At 39.9% G+C, this 18,536-nt stretch carries 12 protein-coding genes; 4 read left to right on the top strand and 8 right to left on the bottom strand.

Features of this window, described 5'->3' with window-relative positions; all coding sequences use genetic code 11:
* The first annotated feature begins 271 nt into the window (after window positions 1–271).
* Both AN391_RS11900 and AN391_RS11895 read left to right on the top strand, forming a co-directional pair.
* On the top strand, window positions 272–1,069 hold the full coding sequence (locus AN391_RS11900) for an alpha/beta fold hydrolase (RefSeq protein WP_055015644.1): 798 nt from the start codon (window positions 272–274) through the stop codon (window positions 1,067–1,069).
* Between the two features lie 262 nt (window positions 1,070–1,331).
* Window positions 1,332–4,172, top strand: coding sequence for a P-loop NTPase fold protein (locus AN391_RS11895; protein WP_055015597.1), 2,841 nt, complete (start codon window positions 1,332–1,334; stop codon window positions 4,170–4,172).
* Between the two features lie 171 nt (window positions 4,173–4,343).
* Here AN391_RS11895 and cysQ read toward each other — a convergent pair whose 3' ends face one another.
* The 6 genes from cysQ to cysG are packed head-to-tail and all read right to left on the bottom strand — an operon-like array spanning window position 4,344 to window position 11,305.
* Window positions 4,344–5,114, bottom strand: coding sequence for a 3'(2'),5'-bisphosphate nucleotidase CysQ (gene cysQ / locus AN391_RS11890; protein ID WP_055015596.1), 771 nt, complete (start codon window positions 5,112–5,114; stop codon window positions 4,344–4,346).
* A gap of 5 nt (window positions 5,115–5,119) precedes the next feature.
* The gene (gene cysC / locus AN391_RS11885; RefSeq protein ID WP_055015595.1) at window positions 5,120–5,716 is read right to left on the bottom strand and encodes an adenylyl-sulfate kinase; all 597 of its coding nucleotides are present in this window, start codon (window positions 5,714–5,716) and stop codon (window positions 5,120–5,122) included.
* 33 nt (window positions 5,717–5,749) lie between these two features.
* On the bottom strand, window positions 5,750–7,474 hold the full coding sequence (locus tag AN391_RS11880) for an SLC13 family permease (protein ID WP_055015594.1): 1,725 nt from the start codon (window positions 7,472–7,474) through the stop codon (window positions 5,750–5,752).
* A 31-nt stretch (window positions 7,475–7,505) separates the two neighbouring features.
* A complete protein-coding gene (gene cysN / locus AN391_RS11875; RefSeq protein ID WP_024032042.1) occupies window positions 7,506–8,930 on the bottom strand; it encodes a sulfate adenylyltransferase subunit CysN in 1,425 nt (474 codons plus the stop codon).
* A complete protein-coding gene (gene cysD / locus AN391_RS11870) occupies window positions 8,930–9,829 on the bottom strand; it encodes a sulfate adenylyltransferase subunit CysD (RefSeq protein WP_055015593.1) in 900 nt (299 codons plus the stop codon). Before cysD ends, cysN begins: the two co-directional genes overlap by 1 nt.
* A 48-nt stretch (window positions 9,830–9,877) precedes the next feature.
* Window positions 9,878–11,305 carry a siroheme synthase CysG gene (cysG, locus tag AN391_RS11865; RefSeq protein ID WP_055015592.1) on the bottom strand — a complete coding sequence of 476 codons (1,428 nt, stop codon included), beginning with the start codon at window positions 11,303–11,305 and terminating at the stop codon, window positions 9,878–9,880.
* A 281-nt stretch (window positions 11,306–11,586) separates the two neighbouring features.
* Here cysG and deoC point away from each other — a divergent pair, with 281 nt between their 5' ends.
* Both deoC and AN391_RS11855 read left to right on the top strand, forming a co-directional pair.
* Window positions 11,587–12,330 carry a deoxyribose-phosphate aldolase gene (gene deoC, locus AN391_RS11860; protein ID WP_055015591.1) on the top strand — a complete coding sequence of 248 codons (744 nt, stop codon included), beginning with the start codon at window positions 11,587–11,589 and terminating at the stop codon, window positions 12,328–12,330.
* Between the two features lie 13 nt (window positions 12,331–12,343).
* A complete protein-coding gene (locus AN391_RS11855; RefSeq protein WP_055015590.1) occupies window positions 12,344–13,192 on the top strand; it encodes an SPFH domain-containing protein in 849 nt (282 codons plus the stop codon).
* A 47-nt stretch (window positions 13,193–13,239) separates the two neighbouring features.
* Here the strand turns inward: AN391_RS11855 and AN391_RS11850 are convergent, their stop codons facing one another.
* Entirely contained in the window at window positions 13,240–14,373 is a 1,134-nt protein-coding gene (locus AN391_RS11850; RefSeq protein ID WP_055015589.1) for a CsgG/HfaB family protein, read from the bottom strand.
* 114 nt (window positions 14,374–14,487) lie between these two features.
* On the bottom strand, window positions 14,488–18,474 hold the full coding sequence (locus AN391_RS11845) for a hybrid sensor histidine kinase/response regulator transcription factor (protein WP_055015588.1): 3,987 nt from the start codon (window positions 18,472–18,474) through the stop codon (window positions 14,488–14,490).
* Window positions 18,475–18,536 lie beyond the last annotated feature (62 nt).

Genomic DNA, 18,536 nt, shown 5'->3' with positions numbered 1-18,536 from the left:
ACCCGAACCAGCACAGTTGTAGGTTGGGTAGAGCGAAGCGAAACCCAACACGCCTATAGTGTCATTCAAGCGTTAAAGCAAAAATAGGCGGTTGTAATAACGTAAAAATAGGGGAGCCATTTTTTATTGATTGCAACTAATATCAAAGCTTGCTCACAAAACCTGTTAAGTCGCAGCCATTGAGCCGAACTTCATAGGAGGTTTATACTAAACTCCGTTATACTTCCCGCAATTAAATATGCCAAACGAAGTAAACAGGCCGCTAACTGCAATGAGCAAAGACATTCTTTTTCATACTATTTTCCCGCACGAAACCAGTAAAATATGGGTTGTATTTGTTCATGGCGCAGGGGGGAGTTCGGCAATTTGGTTTCGCCAACTTAAAGCCTATAAAAAAGAATATAATGTATTGCTGCTCGATCTTCGTGGTCACGGTAAATCAAATAACTTAGTGCAAAACTTTGTAGATAATAATTACTCGTTTAATAAGGTCTCTAAAGACATTATCGATGTGCTAGATCATAACAACATCCCTAACGCACACTTTGTTGGTATTTCACTGGGCACCATTTTGATTCGAAATATTGCTGAAATTGCGCCGCAATATGTTTCTAGCATGGTGCTAGGTGGAGCGGTTACTCGGTTTAATACGCGCAGTAATACCTTGGTTTATTTAGGCAATACGTTTAAACACTTATTGCCTTATATGTGGTTGTATCGCTTATTTGCTTTTATTATGATGCCGAAAAAGCGCCATAAAGAATCTCGACTTTTGTTTGTTCGCGAAGCAAAACGCTTGTGCCAAAAAGAGTTTATAAAATGGTTTAAACTAGCCATGGACGTAAACCCCTTAATGCAGTACTTCAAAGAAAAAGACATTGATATACCCATTCTTTACATTATGGGTAAAGAAGATCATATGTTCCTTGGCCCAGTTATAGAAATGGTAAAGCGCCACAAAAATAGCGTACTGCAAACTATTCACCAATGTGGCCATGTTTGTAACGTAGAGCGCCCTGACTTATTCAACCAGCACTCGCTTGCTTTTATCGCCGAGCAAAACCGTTAAGGATGTAGAAGGGGTAAGGTCAGCTCTTTCTTTACCCTTTCGCCCAAACTCAAAATAAGACCTGTCCAGAAAGAATGCTGAAAGAATAAAACTCCATTTTTATATTAAAACGTAGGTTGGGTAGAGCGAAGCGAAACCCAACATGCCATAGCGTCATGCGATTAGTAAAGCCAAGAGAAGCGGCTTTATTTATTAAACAACTTATTCAATAATGTTCAATTGATATACACTGGCAAGGTAACGTATTGATAAGGATATTAAGTTGTCGCAAGTTAAAGCTCTTCCCATTACAGCCACACGCTGGCTTTCTCTTTTATTGTGCGCAATTACCGCCGCTACAGTTACTGTATTTTTAAGCAAAGCCGGTTTTGTACAAAAGGCGTATTCAAGTTTAGGCGCTATTTTAAATGCTAATCCGGTTTTGCATTACAGCAGCGCATTTTTAGCAGGTATTGGCATAAAGCTCCTGCTTGATAAGTTTTATATATCGCACCCCAAACGCAGTATTGGATTTAACTGGCGATACCCGCCGGCGACAATTGCTGTATTAGCGTCATTACTTTTGACTGCTTTTTACATGCTAAGCGCAGCACCAAAATTTGATGAAGCTGTGTTATACGCCCAAAGCTTTATGGGCTTAAAATACCTAGCGCTTGCGTTTATTGGCACGCTTATAACTATCATTTATCAGACAAAGCTTTATACCAAAAAGCCAATTTTTACTGCTGTATTAGTTGCTCTTAGTTTGATTTACATAGTTTTTGCTGTAAGCCTAGGCGATATGGCGCCTGCCTTTAATGTCTTTATGTACCTAGCTGCTAGTTATTTGATTTTAGCGATTTACTTATTGTTTGGTGAACACAGGCAGAGTAAACAGCAGGGTTTTACATCTGAAGGTGAACCTGATGAAGCTAAAGAAATACATGAACTAAAAACTTTAGAGCACTTTAGAGAATGGTTTAAAGATGATTCGACTATTAAAAGCACAGAGGAATTAGAACCCGACTTACAGGTGTATGCAAAGCGTATCAGCAAGCGGCTGCAAAATGGTGGTAATAAAGATGAAAAGGATTTAGCACAACACATAGCGCTTTGTGGGCCTTATGGTTGCGGAAAAAGCAGTATCGTCGAAAGTATTGTGAATGATTTAGCAAAAAACTCTCAAAAAGAGAGTACTTGGATACACAGCGATATATCAACGTGGGGCGCAGCCAGCGGCAGTGTTGCGCATGTGATACTCAGCAATATTATTGATGATATAAGCCAGCATATTGATATGTGCGCCTTTCGTGCGTTACCGAAGCATTACACTGAAGCGTTGAAATCTGGCGGCAGTGTATTTCAGTTTGCATCTACGTTACTCGCAGGCCCCGTTGATATTGAGGGAAGTTTTCAAAAGCTAAATGATGTTCTTTATGCAACCAACCACAAATTACTGATCACTTTGCAAGACGTAGATCGTGGTACAGGCGATGAAAACGAAAAACGCTTAAATGATATAGCAGCACTGTTGGATAGATTGAAAAATCGAGATTTGAGTCATATCAATTTTATCGTTGCAATGGGAAATGAAAATGAGGTTGCTGCTGAAGTGATTTCAAAAGCAACTGATTATAGAGAGGATATACTTCGAGCCGATTTGTCAGCGGTAATAAATTCCTTTATTCAAGTAAGTCTTAAAGAGGCATTGCACCATAATAAAGTTATTATTTTATCTAATAACATGCCTAAAGTGGTACTGAACCCTAATAGAATAGAAGATAACCATTCGGTACATGTATTTTGCAAGCGTTCGGAATTTATAGAAGCTTTGATAAAGAGAAATAACTTATTTATTAAGGAAGTTAATGCTCTAAAAGCAGTAATTGTTTCAATTAGGCAGCTTAAAAAAATATTAAGACGAGTTGAGCAAGCGTGGGTCCCTGGTAATTTGATGGGTGAAGTGAACTTTTTATCCTTTTTAATGGCTTGTTCTTTAAGGGAAGTAAAGCCTACTTATTTTAGTGCATTTGAGAATAGCTATGATTATCTTGTGAAAGTAGGTTCAGGCAATGTTACACCTATAATTAAAGATGTAATGAAGATCGAGGAGCCAATTTACTTTAAGTTTTTTGCAACAATGTTAGGGCTAATTACTAGAGATTATAAAGAATCAACTAATGATAAAGAGGCATTGAGTCAAGATGCCAGTAATTTTGAAGATGGAGATGAGTTAAATAAATTCCATTTAAGCTTTAATAAGGCTTTGATACCCACCCAGAGCTTAGGTGTTAGTGATCCTAATGCTAACTACCTGCAAAAAATTATAAAAGAGTCTCCTTCAAAAAAAGAGGTGAATGAACAAACTATATTTTCAAGAATTCGTGATGGGAACGAACTCCAAGCATTAGCTAAAGAGTTGTGTTGTGATGAACGCTATCAATTAGTTTTACTGCGCTTTAAAGATATTTTATTTAAAAGGTCATCGTCATTTACAGATAGAAGCCTTAACAAAGTACTTTTTGACTATGTTTCGACTGAAGTTAAAAAAAATAAATATCAAAATGCTGAGAACTTTAAAGAGCTTTTTACAAGGCTAGTTATAAAAATATTGAATAGAGATAACTTTCAGAGCGTGATTAAAGAGGTCGCTGCAATTAATGATATTTATTTACTTTCAGCTATATTTATAGAAATAAAAAGAGAGGCAGAGAGTCCTAATTCCTCTGAGTTTATAGAAGTTTTAGAGAAACAAGATTTTTCATCTATCGCTTTGGACTTACTAGAATATAAAGTTACTTATGAAATACTGTGTATTATATCGCAAATAGAGAATGGGTTTACCGCGAAACCAGGTAAGAAACATTTTCGTGATCCAAAATATGAGTTTTTGTTAGCTATTTTGAAAGATAAAAAAGACGACCAATCGCTAAAGATATTAATAGAAGTATTGTCCACAGATTCTAATCAAGGTCTGCCTAGTATAGGTTCAGTAGTGAATTCATTAGAGCAAACAGTTAAGTTACGTTTTATTGATAGGTTGAAAAAGTTAAAAAATACAGGTTTCGATGAGGATAAAAGAGATAAAGCGATAAATATTTTAAGTAGAAAAACTTTAAATTAGTTTATAAACAGATGAGCCATTATCTTTGCTTGTGGTGATGCAAAGTGTCTATGTTTACTTATTAAAATGATGAGGAAGTATATTCGTTGGGTTTCGTTCCACTCAACCCAACCTACGGTGTCTAGGTTTACATCGAGCTGCTCGTGGCTAACAGCTCGAAGCTCTTAGCTTTTACTCTTCAACCGCACTAACAATAAAATACGGATTCAAATACTCATCTTTAGTGTTATATAAAAGCGGGCTGCCATCGAGCTTAGTCACTTTAGCACCGGCTATTTCGGCGATTGCATGGCCTGCGCCCGTATCCCATTCACAGGTTGGGCCTAAGCGTGGGTAAATATCAGCGCTGCCTTCGGCCACTAAACATAATTTTAGTGAGCTGCCTTTTGACACCATTTCAACGTCTTCAAAGCGTTTTACAAACTCGGCTAAATCAGGTGATGGGTGCGAGCGGCTGCCTACAACACGTATTAGGCCTTTATTAGGTTTGGTGGTTACTTTAAGCTCAATGCGCTCATCGCCTTTGTCTTTAAACGCACCAATGGCTTCTGCAGCAAGGTACGATACGCCAAGTGCGGGCGCATCAACTACAGCCAGTACAGGTTTACCGTTTTCGATAAGCGCTATGTTTACGGTAAATTCGCCGTTCTTTTTAATAAACTCTTTAGTGCCATCGATGGGGTCTACTAACCAGTAGCTTTTCCATGTTTGACGAATATCCCAGCTTATATCAGCGCTTTCTTCGCTAAGTATAGGTGTGTCGGGGGTGAGCTGTTTTAACCCTGCCACAATCACTTTATGAGCTGCTAAGTCGGCGTCGGTTACTGGGCTTTCATCGGCTTTGTATTCAACGTTAAAGTCCTTTTCGTAAATCCCCATTATGGCTTGGCCTGCTTTGCGGGCAAGGATGAGGGTTTCTTCTAGTAGCTCGGTTTGGTTCATTGGGGTTAACCTATAATATGCTTTTGTTTTAGATACGTTATCAGTTGTGTAACCGATTGGTCTAGGGTGTTTTTACTGGTATCTAAAATTATTTCTGGGTTGTTGGGTATTTCGTAGCTTGAGTCGATTCCGGTGAAGTGTTTTATCTCTCCTGCGCGGGCTTTTTTGTATAAGCCTTTAGGATCGCGGCTTTCACATACATCAAGCGGGGTATCTATAAATACTTCAATAAACTCGCCGTTGTCTACTAAGTTACGCACCATGTCGCGCTCTGCTCTAAATGGCGATATAAACGCGGTAAGCACTAATAAGCCTGCATCGGTCATTAGTTTTGCGGTTTCGCCAACGCGGCGTATGTTTTCAATACGATCTTCGTCGCTAAAGCCTAAGTCTTTACATAGGCCGTGGCGTACGTTGTCGCCGTCAAGCAGGTAGGTGTGCGCGCCTTGTTGGTTAAGCGCTGCTTCTAGTGCATTCGCTACAGTGCTTTTGCCAGAGCCAGAAAAACCGGTAAACCATAAAATAGCCGGTTTATGCTTTTTTTGCTCACTACGCTGTGACTTGGTGATTGCGTAGTTATGCCAAACAATATTTTCATCCATAGTGGTGAGTCTCTTGTACTTTAAGCGCCCGTATTAAAAAGGAAATACGAGCGGGATCAGGGTTAATACCGTGATTGAATAAATAATAGAAAGGGGCAAGCCCATTGTTATGTAATCTTTTAAGCGGTAGTTGCCCGCACTATAAACCATAAGGTTTGTTTGATACCCAAATGGTGATATAAAACTGGCCGATGCGCCAAACGCTACCGCCATAATAAAGGGCAGAGGGTCTACATTAAAACCCACGGCTAGCGAGTAAGCTACAGGGAATGAAAGCGCAGCTGCGGCATTATTAGTAATAAGCTCGGTGAATAATACGGTCATTAAAAATATGGCGATAAACGCGCCATACGGGCCAAAATCGCCTAATACCATAAATAGAGCGCTTGATATTTGCCCGGCAAGTCCGGTTTCTATCATTAATTTAGCAAGCCCTATAGCACTGCCTACGACGGCAAGTAGTTCAATGGGAAAGCGACGTTTTACTTCGCTAAGTTTAACTGTGCCGCTAAGCAGTAAGCCAATAAGTAACACCAGTAGGCCTTTTACTAAGGGGACTATACCTACAATGCTTAACCCTAATACCGCGGCAAAGCCTGCCAATACAATATTAGACTGCTTAGGTTTTAAGTGTGTTTGTAAATCAAACCCCGATATATACACAAATTCGCGGTTTAAATTAGGTAAAGAATAAAAGTTTTTACCTGGGGCGAGTATTAAAGAGTCGCCAGCTTGCAATTGCACTTGCCCAAGGCCGCCTTGTAAGCGGTCGTGCCCGCGGCGAATGGCAATAACCGCGGCATGAAACTGCTCTCTAAAACGGGCTTCTTTTACGGTTTTGCCAATAAATTTAGAGGATTGACTTACCACTACTTCCACTAGGTGTTCTATGTCTTTTTCGTGGTTGTCGTGCACTACTTTTAATCCGTCAAAGCGCCTTAATAAGGGAACAGATTTAATGTCGCCAACAAACAGTAGTACGTCGTTTTGTCTAATAATTTGCTGAGGTGTTACTGCGTATATACGCTCATCGCCACGAATAATTTCGGCGAGGAATAAATCTTTTAATTCGCGTAGGCCGTTTTCTTCTACGGTACGGCCAATAAGCTTAGAGCCTGCCTGCACTTTACCCTCTAAATAAAAGGGAATAACCTCTTGCGCGTTTTTGCCGTTGTCGGGCAGGTATTTGAGCATCACTAAAATAGTAACAAGGCCCACACTTAATGCGCCAATGCCTATTAAGGTAAAATCAAAAAAGCCAAGTGGTGCCATGCCGGCATCCACAGCAAAGCCGTTCACTATTAAATTGGTTGATGTACCAATAAGTGTAATGGTGCCGCCTAATATAGCAGTGTACGACAGCGGTAAGAGTAGCTTTGAGGGTGAATGATTTGGGTTGTCTTTTATGGCGGTAATAAGCGATGCAACCACCGCGGTGTTATTAGTAAACGATGACAAAAAGGCGGTAGATAAGCCAAGTTTGGTAACCGATTTTACTAAGCTTCCTTTAGATAGTGATTGCGATAGTTTTTGAATTAAAGTGGTTTTTTCAATCGCAATTGAAACAAGTACTAATAACACTAAGGTAATGAGTGATGGGTTTGCGTAGTTTACTAACATGCTTTCAAGGTCAATCAGGCCTGTTAAATAACCCGTACCAATAGCACTTACAAATAACCATGCTGGATTAATGCGGGTGCCAAAAAGGCACCCAACTAAGGTAAGCATAATGCCTGTTAAAACGAGCTGCTCTACCATGCTTTTATATTCCTAACAGACATTTTTATACTTACAGTTTTGAAATATCAAGCGCTTGCCAATGTGGGAAGTGCTTGCGTACTAAGCTATTAAACTCAATTTCAAAGTCGCTGAAATCGCTGTTTTGTTTTTCGCTTTTTAGTACTTGCTCAATCATACCTGCGGCAACCGTTAAGTTAGATAAACGGTCGATAAGGATAAATGAGCCAGTTTCGTGGTTGTTGTGATACTCGTCAGCTAATATTGTTTCGCTTAGTTCAAGCGTGACAATGGCAATTTCGTTTAGCTGAAGTGAATCGGCTGTGCCGTGCTCTAAGGTATTTACATCAATAGTGTGGTCAATCTTTTTAACCACGGCTGATGTATTTTTGCTACCTAGTTTAATGTTGTAGCTTTTACCTAGTACCAGCGGCTCTTCGTGCATCCACACAAGTTTAGCTTGTATAAGGTTAGTAACCGTTGCACTTGAACTTTGCGGCACAATAACATCGCCGCGGCTAATATCAATTTCGCTATTTAGGGTAACGGTAATTGCTTGGCCGGCTTCTGCGTGATCTAGGTTGCCATTAAAGGTCACAATTTCTTTTATGCTTGATGTTTTACCCGACGGTAATACTTTTATTGCATCGCCAACTTGTAACTTACCTGATGCCAATGTGCCCTGAAAACCACGGAAGTTTAAGTTAGGGCGCACTACATATTGCACTGGTAAGCGTGCTTCAAAGCCGGTATCGGTTTCGGCCGCTGGTGAGTCTTCTAAAAGCTCAAGCAATGGCTTATCTGTGTAATAAGGCGTATGTGCAGAGCGTGTTACTACGTTGTCGCCTTTAAGCGCCGACATAGGTACAAACTTAATGTTTGATACGTTAAGCTGCTCAGCAAATTTAAGGTAGTCGGCTTTAATTTTTTCATAAACGGTTTCGTCAAAATCAACGATATCCATTTTATTAATTGCTACCACAAACTGTTTAATACCGAGCGAGTCACAAATAAAACTATGACGCTTAGTTTGTACTTGCACACCGTAGCGAGCATCAACCAAAATAATAGCTACATCGCTGGTTGATGCGCCTGTTACCATGTTGCGTGTGTATTGCTCGTGCCCTGGGGTGTCGGCAATAATAAACTTACGCTTAGCGGTTGAAAAATAACGATATGCTACGTCAATAGTAATGCCTTGCTCACGCTCAGCTTGTAGGCCATCTACAAGTAGCGCTAAGTCGAGCTCTTCGCCTGCGTTACCCACTTTTTCGTTATCTTTGTGAAGGGCAGCTAGCTGATCTTCATAAATTTGGTGGCTGTCGTGCAAAAGGCGGCCAATCAGTGTTGATTTACCGTCATCTACGCTACCACAGGTAAGCATGCGTAATAAGCTTTTATCTTGTTGGCGTGCTAGGTAGGCGTCTATGCCAATTTCTTTTACTTCGTTAATGGTGTCGTTAGTATTGGTAGACATTAGAAATACCCCTCACGTTTTTTCTTCTCCATTGAGCCTGCTGAGTCGTGATCGATTACACGGCCTTCACGTTCAGATGACGTAGATAGCAGCATTTCTTCAATAATTTCTGTTAGGTTGCTGGCTGTAGATTCAACTGCACCGGTAAGTGGATAACAGCCTAAAGTACGAAAACGTACTGACTTCATTTGTGGTACTTCACCCTCATTAAGTGGCATGCGCTCATCGTCAACCATTATTAGGGTGCCATCGCGCTCTACTACTGGGCGCTCTTTCGCTAAATAAAGCGGAACCATTTCAATGTTTTCTTGGTAAATGTATTGCCAAATATCAAGCTCAGTCCAGTTAGATAGTGGGAACACACGAATGCTCTCACCTGGGTTAACTTGGCTGTTGTAGGTATTCCAAAGTTCAGGACGCTGGTTTTTAGGGTCCCAACGGTGGTGTTTATCGCGGAACGAGTAAACACGCTCTTTAGCGCGAGATTTTTCTTCATCGCGGCGTGCGCCACCAAATGCAGCATCAAAGCCGTATTTATCTAACGCTTGCTTTAAGCCTTGGGTTTTCATTATGTCGGTATGTTTACCTGAGCCATGCTCAAACGGGCTAATATTCATAGCCATGCCTTCTGGGTTTTTGTGTACCAGCAGGTCAAAACCGTATTCTTTTGCAAGGCGATCGCGAAATTCAATCATTTCACGAAACTTCCAGTTGGTGTCTACGTGTAATAACGGAAACGGAATTTTTGCAGGGTAAAATGCTTTACGCGCTAAGTGCAAAAGTACCGACGAGTCTTTACCGATTGAGTAAAGCATTACTGGGTTCTCAAACTCAGCGGCGACTTCGCGCATGATTTTGATACTTTCAGCTTCAAGTTGCTGAAGGTGAGTTAAAGCCATTGTTAGTCGTCCTACTAAAATGATTAAAAGTGATTAAGGTAAATATAATTATGTATTTGATACACCAGTTAGCGGCTGAGCAAAGCTACTGGTTTGCTCGTTTTGGCTAAACCACGCAAGCTGCGAGTGAAGAGCGGCTACTTCGCCAATAATAAGTAAGGCTGGCGATACAACACTGTTGCGCTCTATTAAATCTGCCAGCTCACCCAATTGCCCTGTAATAACACGTTGGTTTTTACGCGTGCCGTTTTCTATTATGGCAACGGGTGTAGTTGCACTGCGGCCATGTTTTAACAGCTGAGCTTGTATATGTGGCGATTTAATAACGCCCATATAAATTGCTAAAGTTTGATGCGCTTTAGCAAGCGATTGCCAATCAAGCTCTTGGCCATCTTTTTTACAGTGCCCCGTTACAAACTGTATAGCTTGTGCGTGGTCGCGATGCGTAAGCGGAATACCTGCATATGCACTACAACCTGCAGCTGCTGTAATACCTGGCACTATTTGATAATTCACGTTATTGGCAGCCAGTACTTGTACTTCTTCACCGCCACGGCCGTAAATAAAGGGGTCACCGCCTTTAATGCGGCACACTTTTTTGCCTTGCTTGGCAAAATCAACCAACATTTGGTTGGTATCTTCTTGGGCTACACTGTGATCGCCTAAACGTTTGCCTACGCAGACTAAATCGGCATCACGGCGTACTAATTCCATAATTTCATCTGACACTAAGTAGTCGTATACAACAACGTCAGCTTGTTGCATTAATTGCAGTGCTTTAAGGGTTAAAAGCTCAGGGTCGCCAGGGCCTGCACCTACTACATACACTTCGCCCTCTGGCTCTGCTTTGGCATCAAGCATTTGCTCTAGCTGCGCTTGTGCTGCACCGGTATTACCGGTTTGTACTTTGCTCACGACTGATGAATCAAACACGCCTTCCCAAAACTGGCGGCGGTCGGCAAAGTGTTTAAAGCGCTGTTTTACTTTATCTCTAAAGCTGCCAACTAAAGTAGCCAGTGGGCCAATGTGTTGTGGGATTAACGTTTCGAGCTTTTCACGTAAACGCCGTGCAAGTACTGGTGCGGTGCCTGCACTTGATATAGCAATGGTGATTGGGTCGCGATCTACTATTGATGGGAATATAAACGTACATTTAGGCTGGTCATCAACCACGTTTACAAACACGTTGCGCGCATTTGCAAGCTCAAATACATTATTGTTTACTTCGTCTAAGTCTGTGGCTGCTATAACCAGCATTTTGCCATCAAGGTGCGACTCATCAAAATAGGCATCAATAAGCGTTACTTCATTGTTGTGTGCATGCTCTTTTAGTTCATCACAAAACCAAGGTGCCACTAAGGTTACATTTGCGCGGGCTTTTAAAAACGCGCGACATTTGCGTAATGCAACCTCTCCACCGCCAACAACCAGCACGGGTTTGTTGTCGAGTTTGGTAAAGATAGGTAAATACTGCACGTGGTTAACACCTCTAAGTTAAATCTAAAATAAAACGCTATTGAGCAGATGGCAGAATATAGCGCGCATTAGTAAGTAAAAAATAATTAAAACCAAGTTTATATAACCAAAAGTTATAATGGGTGGTCGTTTTAGGTTTAAGGCTTAATCTATAGGGGATTAAGGCGAGTTACACGCACAATACTGTGCTTATAGTGTTTGGTTATGAGCTATAGCGAGATTACGTTAATTTGTTACTATGATACTAAACCTAATTTATCGCCTACCTAAAGGGGTTACTGATGACTGAACAACTCAACGACGCACACTTAGCGGTTTCGTTAATGGACCTGACCAGCCTTAATACAGCTGATACTTCAAACGATATTCAGCAGCTTGTAAATAGTATAAACCCACAATTGGGCACACCGGCTGCGGTATGTATTTACAGCGATTTTGTAGATGATGCAAAAATAGCATTAGCTGCGCGCAAGCTTAACCATGTAAAAGTAGCAACGGTTACAAATTTTCCGAGTGGTGATGCGCCACTGAGCGATGTGATAAACGAAACGCTAATTGCTATTGAGCGTGGTGCAGATGAAATAGATTTAGTGATCCCCTACAAAGCGCTTATTGCGGGTGAGCACAGCAAAGTGCTCGAGTATGTAACTCAAAGTAAAAAAGTCTGTGGTACAAAAGCGCAATTAAAAGTAATTATAGAAAGTGGCGAGCTAAAAACTGAAGAGCTAATAGCTAAAGCAACTAACTTAGCGATTCAAGGTGGGGCTGATTTTGTAAAAACCAGCACAGGTAAAGTAGCTGTAAATGCAACGCTTGAAGCCACAAACGTGATGCTTAATACTATTAAAAAATCGGGTAAAGTAGTGGGCTTTAAAGCCGCTGGCGGTGTTAAAACTGTAAGTGATGCAAGTGAATACCTAGCACTTACACGCTCAATAATGGGCGAGGATTATTTACAAGCCGCTACATTTAGGTTTGGTGCCTCAAGCTTATTAAGCAATGTATATAAAGTATTAGAAAAATAACTAAGGACATAGAATGAAACCAAGAAATTCAAGGATGCAAACGCTGGTTAATAACCTTGCTAAAGGTGCCATTTTGGCCGGGGTTGTTGGGTTTGGCTTAACGGCATGTACTAACCCAAGCACGCCAGCGGGTGAAGAAGGGTATGTGTACGAAAAACCGCGTATATTCGGTGAGGGGGGCTATCAAGGCACCATGAAAGGCCCTGCAAATTATGGGGTGTCGTTGCTTCGCAATGAGGTTGTAAATATTGATATGCGACCAAATACGTATACTGAGGCATTTCAAATACTGGCCAATGATGACTTAAATATTCAGTTTGATTTTCATGCAGTAATAGGTATTCAAAGTGGCTCAGTTAAAACGGTTGTAGAAGAGTACGGCGCAGAGAATTGGTATAAACGCTTTGTGCGTGAAACATTTAGAACCTATGTGCGTGACATCGTGCAAAAGTACGACAGTGGTGAGCTGAAAACCAACCGCGAAAAAATAGCGCAAGAAGTTAGCCTGCGTTTACAAACTTATTTATCATCAACGCCCTTTAAATTAGCAAATGTAGTAGTGGGAGATATTAATTACCCTGCTATTGTGGCTAACGCTGTAGAGAAAAAACTTGCTGCGCAGCAACTACTAGCAGAAAAAGAAACACAAAAAGAAATAGCCCGCAAAGATGCTGAAATAAGAGTGGAAGAAGCAAAAGGTATTGCCCAAGCCCAAAAAATTATTAACGCAACGCTCACAGCAAATTATTTACAACATGAAGCTATAAACGCTCAGGTAAAAATGGCTGAGTCGCCAAACCATACAACCGTTTATATTCCAGTGGGTAACAATGGCGTGCCGCTAGTAAAAGGCGCTAATTAAGCCTAGGGACTTGGGTAGCTAAATTATAGCTACCCAAGTTGCTGTTACTAAAAGGCTTTAAACATACTACCTAAGCTATCAAGACCAGATTTATTGCTTTTAGCTATACATTCAGAATCGTCTAAAGACTTTTTAGTAGCGGCATCAGCAAGCCCTGTTACGTCGAGTTTATTCTCTTGTTGATATTCTCGAAGTGCAATGACTGTTTTACGGTCGTATTCTACGTCTTGCGTTTCAAATTCTTCGTAGTTGGGCTGGTTTCTTAGATAGCCTAAACACACTAAGTTTAAGCGTGACATGGCTAAGTCCATTTTTTCATAATGAGGCATTCTATGATTTGGTACCTTTATATCATCAACAGGTTTGCTTGCTGCTTTTACTTTACTTACTTTTAGTGGCGGTGGGGCTGTGTAACCCGATGCTAATGTGTTATTGCTGTTGTAACGGTAGTAAGTATCAGGAATTTTTGTTTCCAGAAACTCTACTGCTTTGATGATAACTTCACGAAGTGCTTTTTCTTTAGGTGTGTCAGACCAGCCGCTTATATTGCCACCTACCAATGAACCACCAAAGTTTGTTGCGGCGCCTGTAAAATCGAAATCGGTACTGCCGCCCTCTACACTTGTGGCTGCTAAAATACGTGATGTGCGAGTATCTATCAGGCGTAAATCTATTGCCATATGTGTGCCTGAAAACCCTGCTGATACAGAGCTAAATACATCACCAATAAAGCCGCCTGAACCAACACTGCCACCGGAACTACCATCATCAAACTCTGTTACGGCCGCAACAACAACAATTTCAGCCCCTTCAATTTCACCATATGCTGCACCCGTTGTAGCGCTTACTCTACCTGAGGTTGCTAGATCTTGTTCAGACAATACGGCATCTAAAGCTTGGCGCTCCAATACTATAAAACGGTTAGTTGTAACAAGCGCCGTTGTAAGCTGATCAGCCATTCCTTCGCCAATTTCTTTTCTCCACCACCTTGAGTCGTTCGATTTATCGGTAAAGCGTGCAACAGCTATTCGTGCTTTGGGCCCATTATATTGCTCTTTAGCTACTGTGTTTATGTTGGGAGAATTTTGACCTGAAGTGACATTTGTTGATGTACTTTGACAAGCGCAAAGTGCGCCTGTTAATAGCGTAGTTAGCAGTAATTTTTTAGGCATTTTTAACATATGACTGTCCTTAATTAATATGCTTAAGGGAGAATGTGTTACTCCCTTAATGTTTATATATTAATGTTAATGTATTTAAATCAATAAGTTAAAAATAGTACTGAAACGAAAATCTTAGTCACACACACGAACTTTTGTATGTTTATCGCGAAATTGTTTAGGTGAGACTTGGTACTTTGCCTTAAAGCACCTAGCAAAATAACTTTGTGAACTAAACCCCACTTTTTGTGCTACCAATCCAATGGCAAGGTCGCTTTCGCTCAATAGTGATTGAGCGAGCTCTAGGCGTGTATTTCGAATGTAATCACTCGGGGTTAAATTGTAGAGTGCTTTCATTTTTAATTGTAAAGCCCTTGGGCTTAAACATAGCGAATCGGCAAAGTCTTCAACACTAAACTCTTCGTTATAGTAATTTTCTTTTACGACTGTTTTAACTCGTTCGGTAAACTCATAATCTTTACTTTGTACCATTTGTGGGTCGAGTTTAACTGATGCTGATAAGGCCGGTAGCTGCTTTTGTAAGTGTTGGTTAAGAACTTCTCTGATTGTTAAAAGCCCTTGAACGCGACTAAGTAAAAGTTCAGGTTCAAAAGGTTTGCTTAGATAGTCATCTGCGAGTAAATCTAAACCTTTTAACTTGCTGTTTGTATCGGCTTTTGCTGAAAGTAATAGAGTAGGAATATGGCTTATAGCTATATCGTTGCGCAGTGCTGAAATAAATTGATAGCCGTCCATAACAGGCATCATGACATCACTAATTATTAAATCAGGCATTTCTTTTTTGCATAAGACTAGGCCGTCTTCACCATTATGTGCGCTCATACACTTATAGCGCTCAAAGAAAATAGAGGTAAGCAAACTTCGCATTTCCTCATTATCTTCAATAATTAGGATCTTATGCTTATTTAAAGGCTTTATGGACTCTTTCATAGGAATATAGCGCGTTACAGAAGGGCACGCAGTAGGTAATGAAATCGTAAAACAACTGCCTTGGTCAATTTCGCTTGTTACAGCGACTGTACCCCCATATTGCTGCGTTAATTGTTTTACGAGCGCTAAGCCAATACCATTGCCATGTTGTTTTATAGGACTGACACGGGTAAATCGTTCAAAAATACGCGCCTTATCTTGTGGCTTTATACCTACGCCAGTATCAGATACAGAGATAACAACTTCCTTATTCTCTTGCGAAAGTGTTAACGATACGTGCCCATTATTTAACGTGTACTTTTGTGCATTACTTAAAAGATTAGTAATAATTGAAATTACATGCTCATGTTCCATGGTTATATAGCACTCTTGCGAGGTTAAATCTTTATATTTAAATTCAATTGCCTTTTGCTCAAATAAAGGCGAAAAGTCTTCAATTATTTGAACAATAAGTGGCTTTAATGGGTAAGGTGAAACATGCTGGATCATTGTGCTTGGGCGCTGACTTAATTGTAAAAGCTGATTTATTTGATTTAATAACTTTTGAGTGTTGCGGTGAATCATTGCCAGTTTTTGTTGGGTATCGTCATCAGTATGACGCTTTTTAAGAGTTGCTAGAGGCGCCATTATTAAGCTTAAAGGGGTTTTTAGTTCGTGACTTACGTTATCTAATAATTGTGTTTTTAAATGGCTAAGCTCTTGCTCTTTTTTTCGTTCTTGTTCTGCTACCTTTGCTCTATATTTTAAAGCGATAATTAACCAAGTTAATGCAAGTACAATTAAAATGTAACTTGCATAAGCTACTTTGCTTTTCCACCATGGCGGAACCACCGTAATGTTAAGCACGGTTTTATCGTTGCTCCAGTGACCGTATTGACTTTTCGCTTTTAAAATTAATTTGTAATTTCCTGCAGGAAGTAAGGAGTAATTCACTTGCCTTTGGCTTTGGTCTGCATATATGAATTGTTTGTTAAGCCCTTTTAATTTATAGGCATACTGATACTGTGAGGGGGCTGCGGCACTTTTCAGTGCAGAAAACTTAAAACCAACCACATCTTCTTTTTCTTTTAGAAAAAGCTCACTGGTATAGTTTATCAGTTTAGGAGTTAACTCTTTACTTTTACTGTATTGCGCGGATGATGTTGGCTGGTTATAAATAAGTAAATCGGTAATAACAGGCTGTGGTGGTGATGATGAGAGAGAAAGTGATAACGGATCAAACTGATTAAAACCATTAATGCCACCAAAGAAAAGTTCGCCATTGGCTGCTTTGAAAGCGGCTCCTAAAATAAAGGAATTATGCTGCACCCCATTAGCGGGTAAAAAATGCAGCATCTGTTTCGTCCCATCAGAGTAGCGAGTTAAGCCTTGATTGCTACTTAGCCATAAGTTGCCACTATTATCTTGTTTTATTGCAAAAATATTTTCATTAATTAAACCGTCAAATTGAGTTATTTTTATTATCTTATTCGTCGCTATGTCTAATTTGTTTAACCCGTTAAATGTGCCTACCCATAGAGTGTTTTTGTCCTCTAAATATAAAGAAGTAACCATATTATGGGTAATACTATTAGGCTCATTTAAATGGCTTTTATAGTGTGTAAATGTTTCGTCATTTATAGAGAGCTTATTTAAACCTTCTCGCGTTCCTACCCATACAACATTATTGTGAGTGTCATATGTAATACTAAAAATAGTGTTATTTGAAATGCTATTAGTTTGTTTATCGTACTTAAAATGCGTTACTTCAAGCGTATCAGGGTTAAATCGAGTTAAACCATTATTGCCGCCAAGCCATAAATTGCCACTGTCGTCTTCAGTAATGGCATATATGCGATTGCTGCTAAGTTTATGGCTTTGCACAGTAAATGAAGAGAAACTGTCATCAATTGGATTATACAGCAACAACCCCCCGCCATATGTACCTATCCAAACACGCTGCTTGTTATCTTCATAAAGGCTGAAAATATTACTATTAGTAAAACCTTTGTCCTGTGCGTTATCAACTTTATAACGGTTAAAGCCTTTTGGTGTCTGTTTATTTAGCCCATCGCGTGTACCTATCCACAGAGTATTGCGGCTGTCTTTGAGTATGGCCCTTACGAAATCATGTGATATAGACGTTGGGTCATTGGGCAAATGTTTTTGGTGGCCAAACTGGGATTGTTTTTTGTCATACCGATGCAGTCCATAACCATCTGTGCCTATCCAAATGATTCCTGTTGGGTCTTGATAAAGTGATAAAAGATGGTCATTGGCTAAACCATGTTTTTCTGATGGCGAGTAGGATACTTGTTCAAATTTGTTGTTTGATAAAGAGGTAAATGATTGGCTGAATAGGCCCTGTCCATAAGTGCTAACTAATAAGGTGTATTCATCATCCAATAGTATATCTGTTACCCAATGATCTTTTAATTGTTCAATATGATGAAATTCAGCGGTCGTGGGGTTAAACGAGGCAAGGCCCATTTTACTTCCTAATAATATTTGGTTATCAGGGGCGTTTTTCAAACGCCAAAGTTGTTTAGGACTGTTGGCTATGAGTGTAAACTTCTCAGTTATAGTATCGAACTTAATAAGCCCTATATTACTTGCCAACCAAAGAGTATTTTGTTGACCAAACATTATGTCTTTAAATTCGATATTTGCCTGCTGTAAGTTTGGATAGGTAAATAGCTTTATTTTATTTGTTTTTGTGTTTAATTGACTAAGCTGGCCTTTATCATGACCAATCCAAAGTGTTGTTTTGTCTTGTGAGGTGATTGAAAAAATAGCTGAGTTGCTTAGGAGAGGTGCAGAAAACTGATTATATACTTTGAATTTACCTGTTTCAGTATCCAATAAATTTAACCCATTTGCAGCTGTAGAAAACCATATGTACTTGTTTGAAAAGTTAAAACAATCAGTAATCCAGTTGCCTGAAATACTATTTTGGGATGGGTCAAATTTATAATGCTTAAATTCGTAGCCATCAAATTTGTTTAATCCCCCTTGGGTGGCAAACCAATAAAACCCCGCGTTATCTGTTGTGCTGCAGGTGATGGAGTTTTGCGATAACCCTTGTTCGCTTGTGTAAGTATCGAGATAGATAGGTTTTGCAAAAACACCACAATGGCAGAGTAAAAGAGTGCAAATAATTTGATATTTAATAACTGTTAGAAGTGTGTTCACGGATATCCTATCGTGGTGTATTTCCCTAAAATTAGTACAATCATAAACGGCTTTTTAATCAA

The organism is Pseudoalteromonas sp. P1-13-1a (assembly GCF_001401875.1).
GTDB lineage: Bacteria > Pseudomonadota > Gammaproteobacteria > Enterobacterales > Alteromonadaceae > Pseudoalteromonas.
This window is presented reverse-complemented; position numbering and strand designations above follow the sequence as displayed.

Coding starts and splice junctions, on each gene's coding strand:
- AN391_RS11880 (WP_055015594.1), bottom strand. CDS start 7,474: ATGGTAGAGCAGCTCGTTTTAACAGGCATTATGCTTACCTTAGTTGGG.
- cysC (WP_055015595.1), bottom strand. CDS start 5,716: ATGGATGAAAATATTGTTTGGCATAACTACGCAATCACCAAGTCACAG.
- deoC (WP_055015591.1), top strand. CDS start 11,587: ATGACTGAACAACTCAACGACGCACACTTAGCGGTTTCGTTAATGGAC.
- cysN (WP_024032042.1), bottom strand. CDS start 8,930: ATGTCTACCAATACTAACGACACCATTAACGAAGTAAAAGAAATTGGC.
- AN391_RS11900 (WP_055015644.1), top strand. CDS start 272: ATGAGCAAAGACATTCTTTTTCATACTATTTTCCCGCACGAAACCAGT.
- cysD (WP_055015593.1), bottom strand. CDS start 9,829: ATGGCTTTAACTCACCTTCAGCAACTTGAAGCTGAAAGTATCAAAATC.
- cysQ (WP_055015596.1), bottom strand. CDS start 5,114: ATGAACCAAACCGAGCTACTAGAAGAAACCCTCATCCTTGCCCGCAAA.
- AN391_RS11855 (WP_055015590.1), top strand. CDS start 12,344: ATGAAACCAAGAAATTCAAGGATGCAAACGCTGGTTAATAACCTTGCT.
- AN391_RS11850 (WP_055015589.1), bottom strand. CDS start 14,373: ATGTTAAAAATGCCTAAAAAATTACTGCTAACTACGCTATTAACAGGC.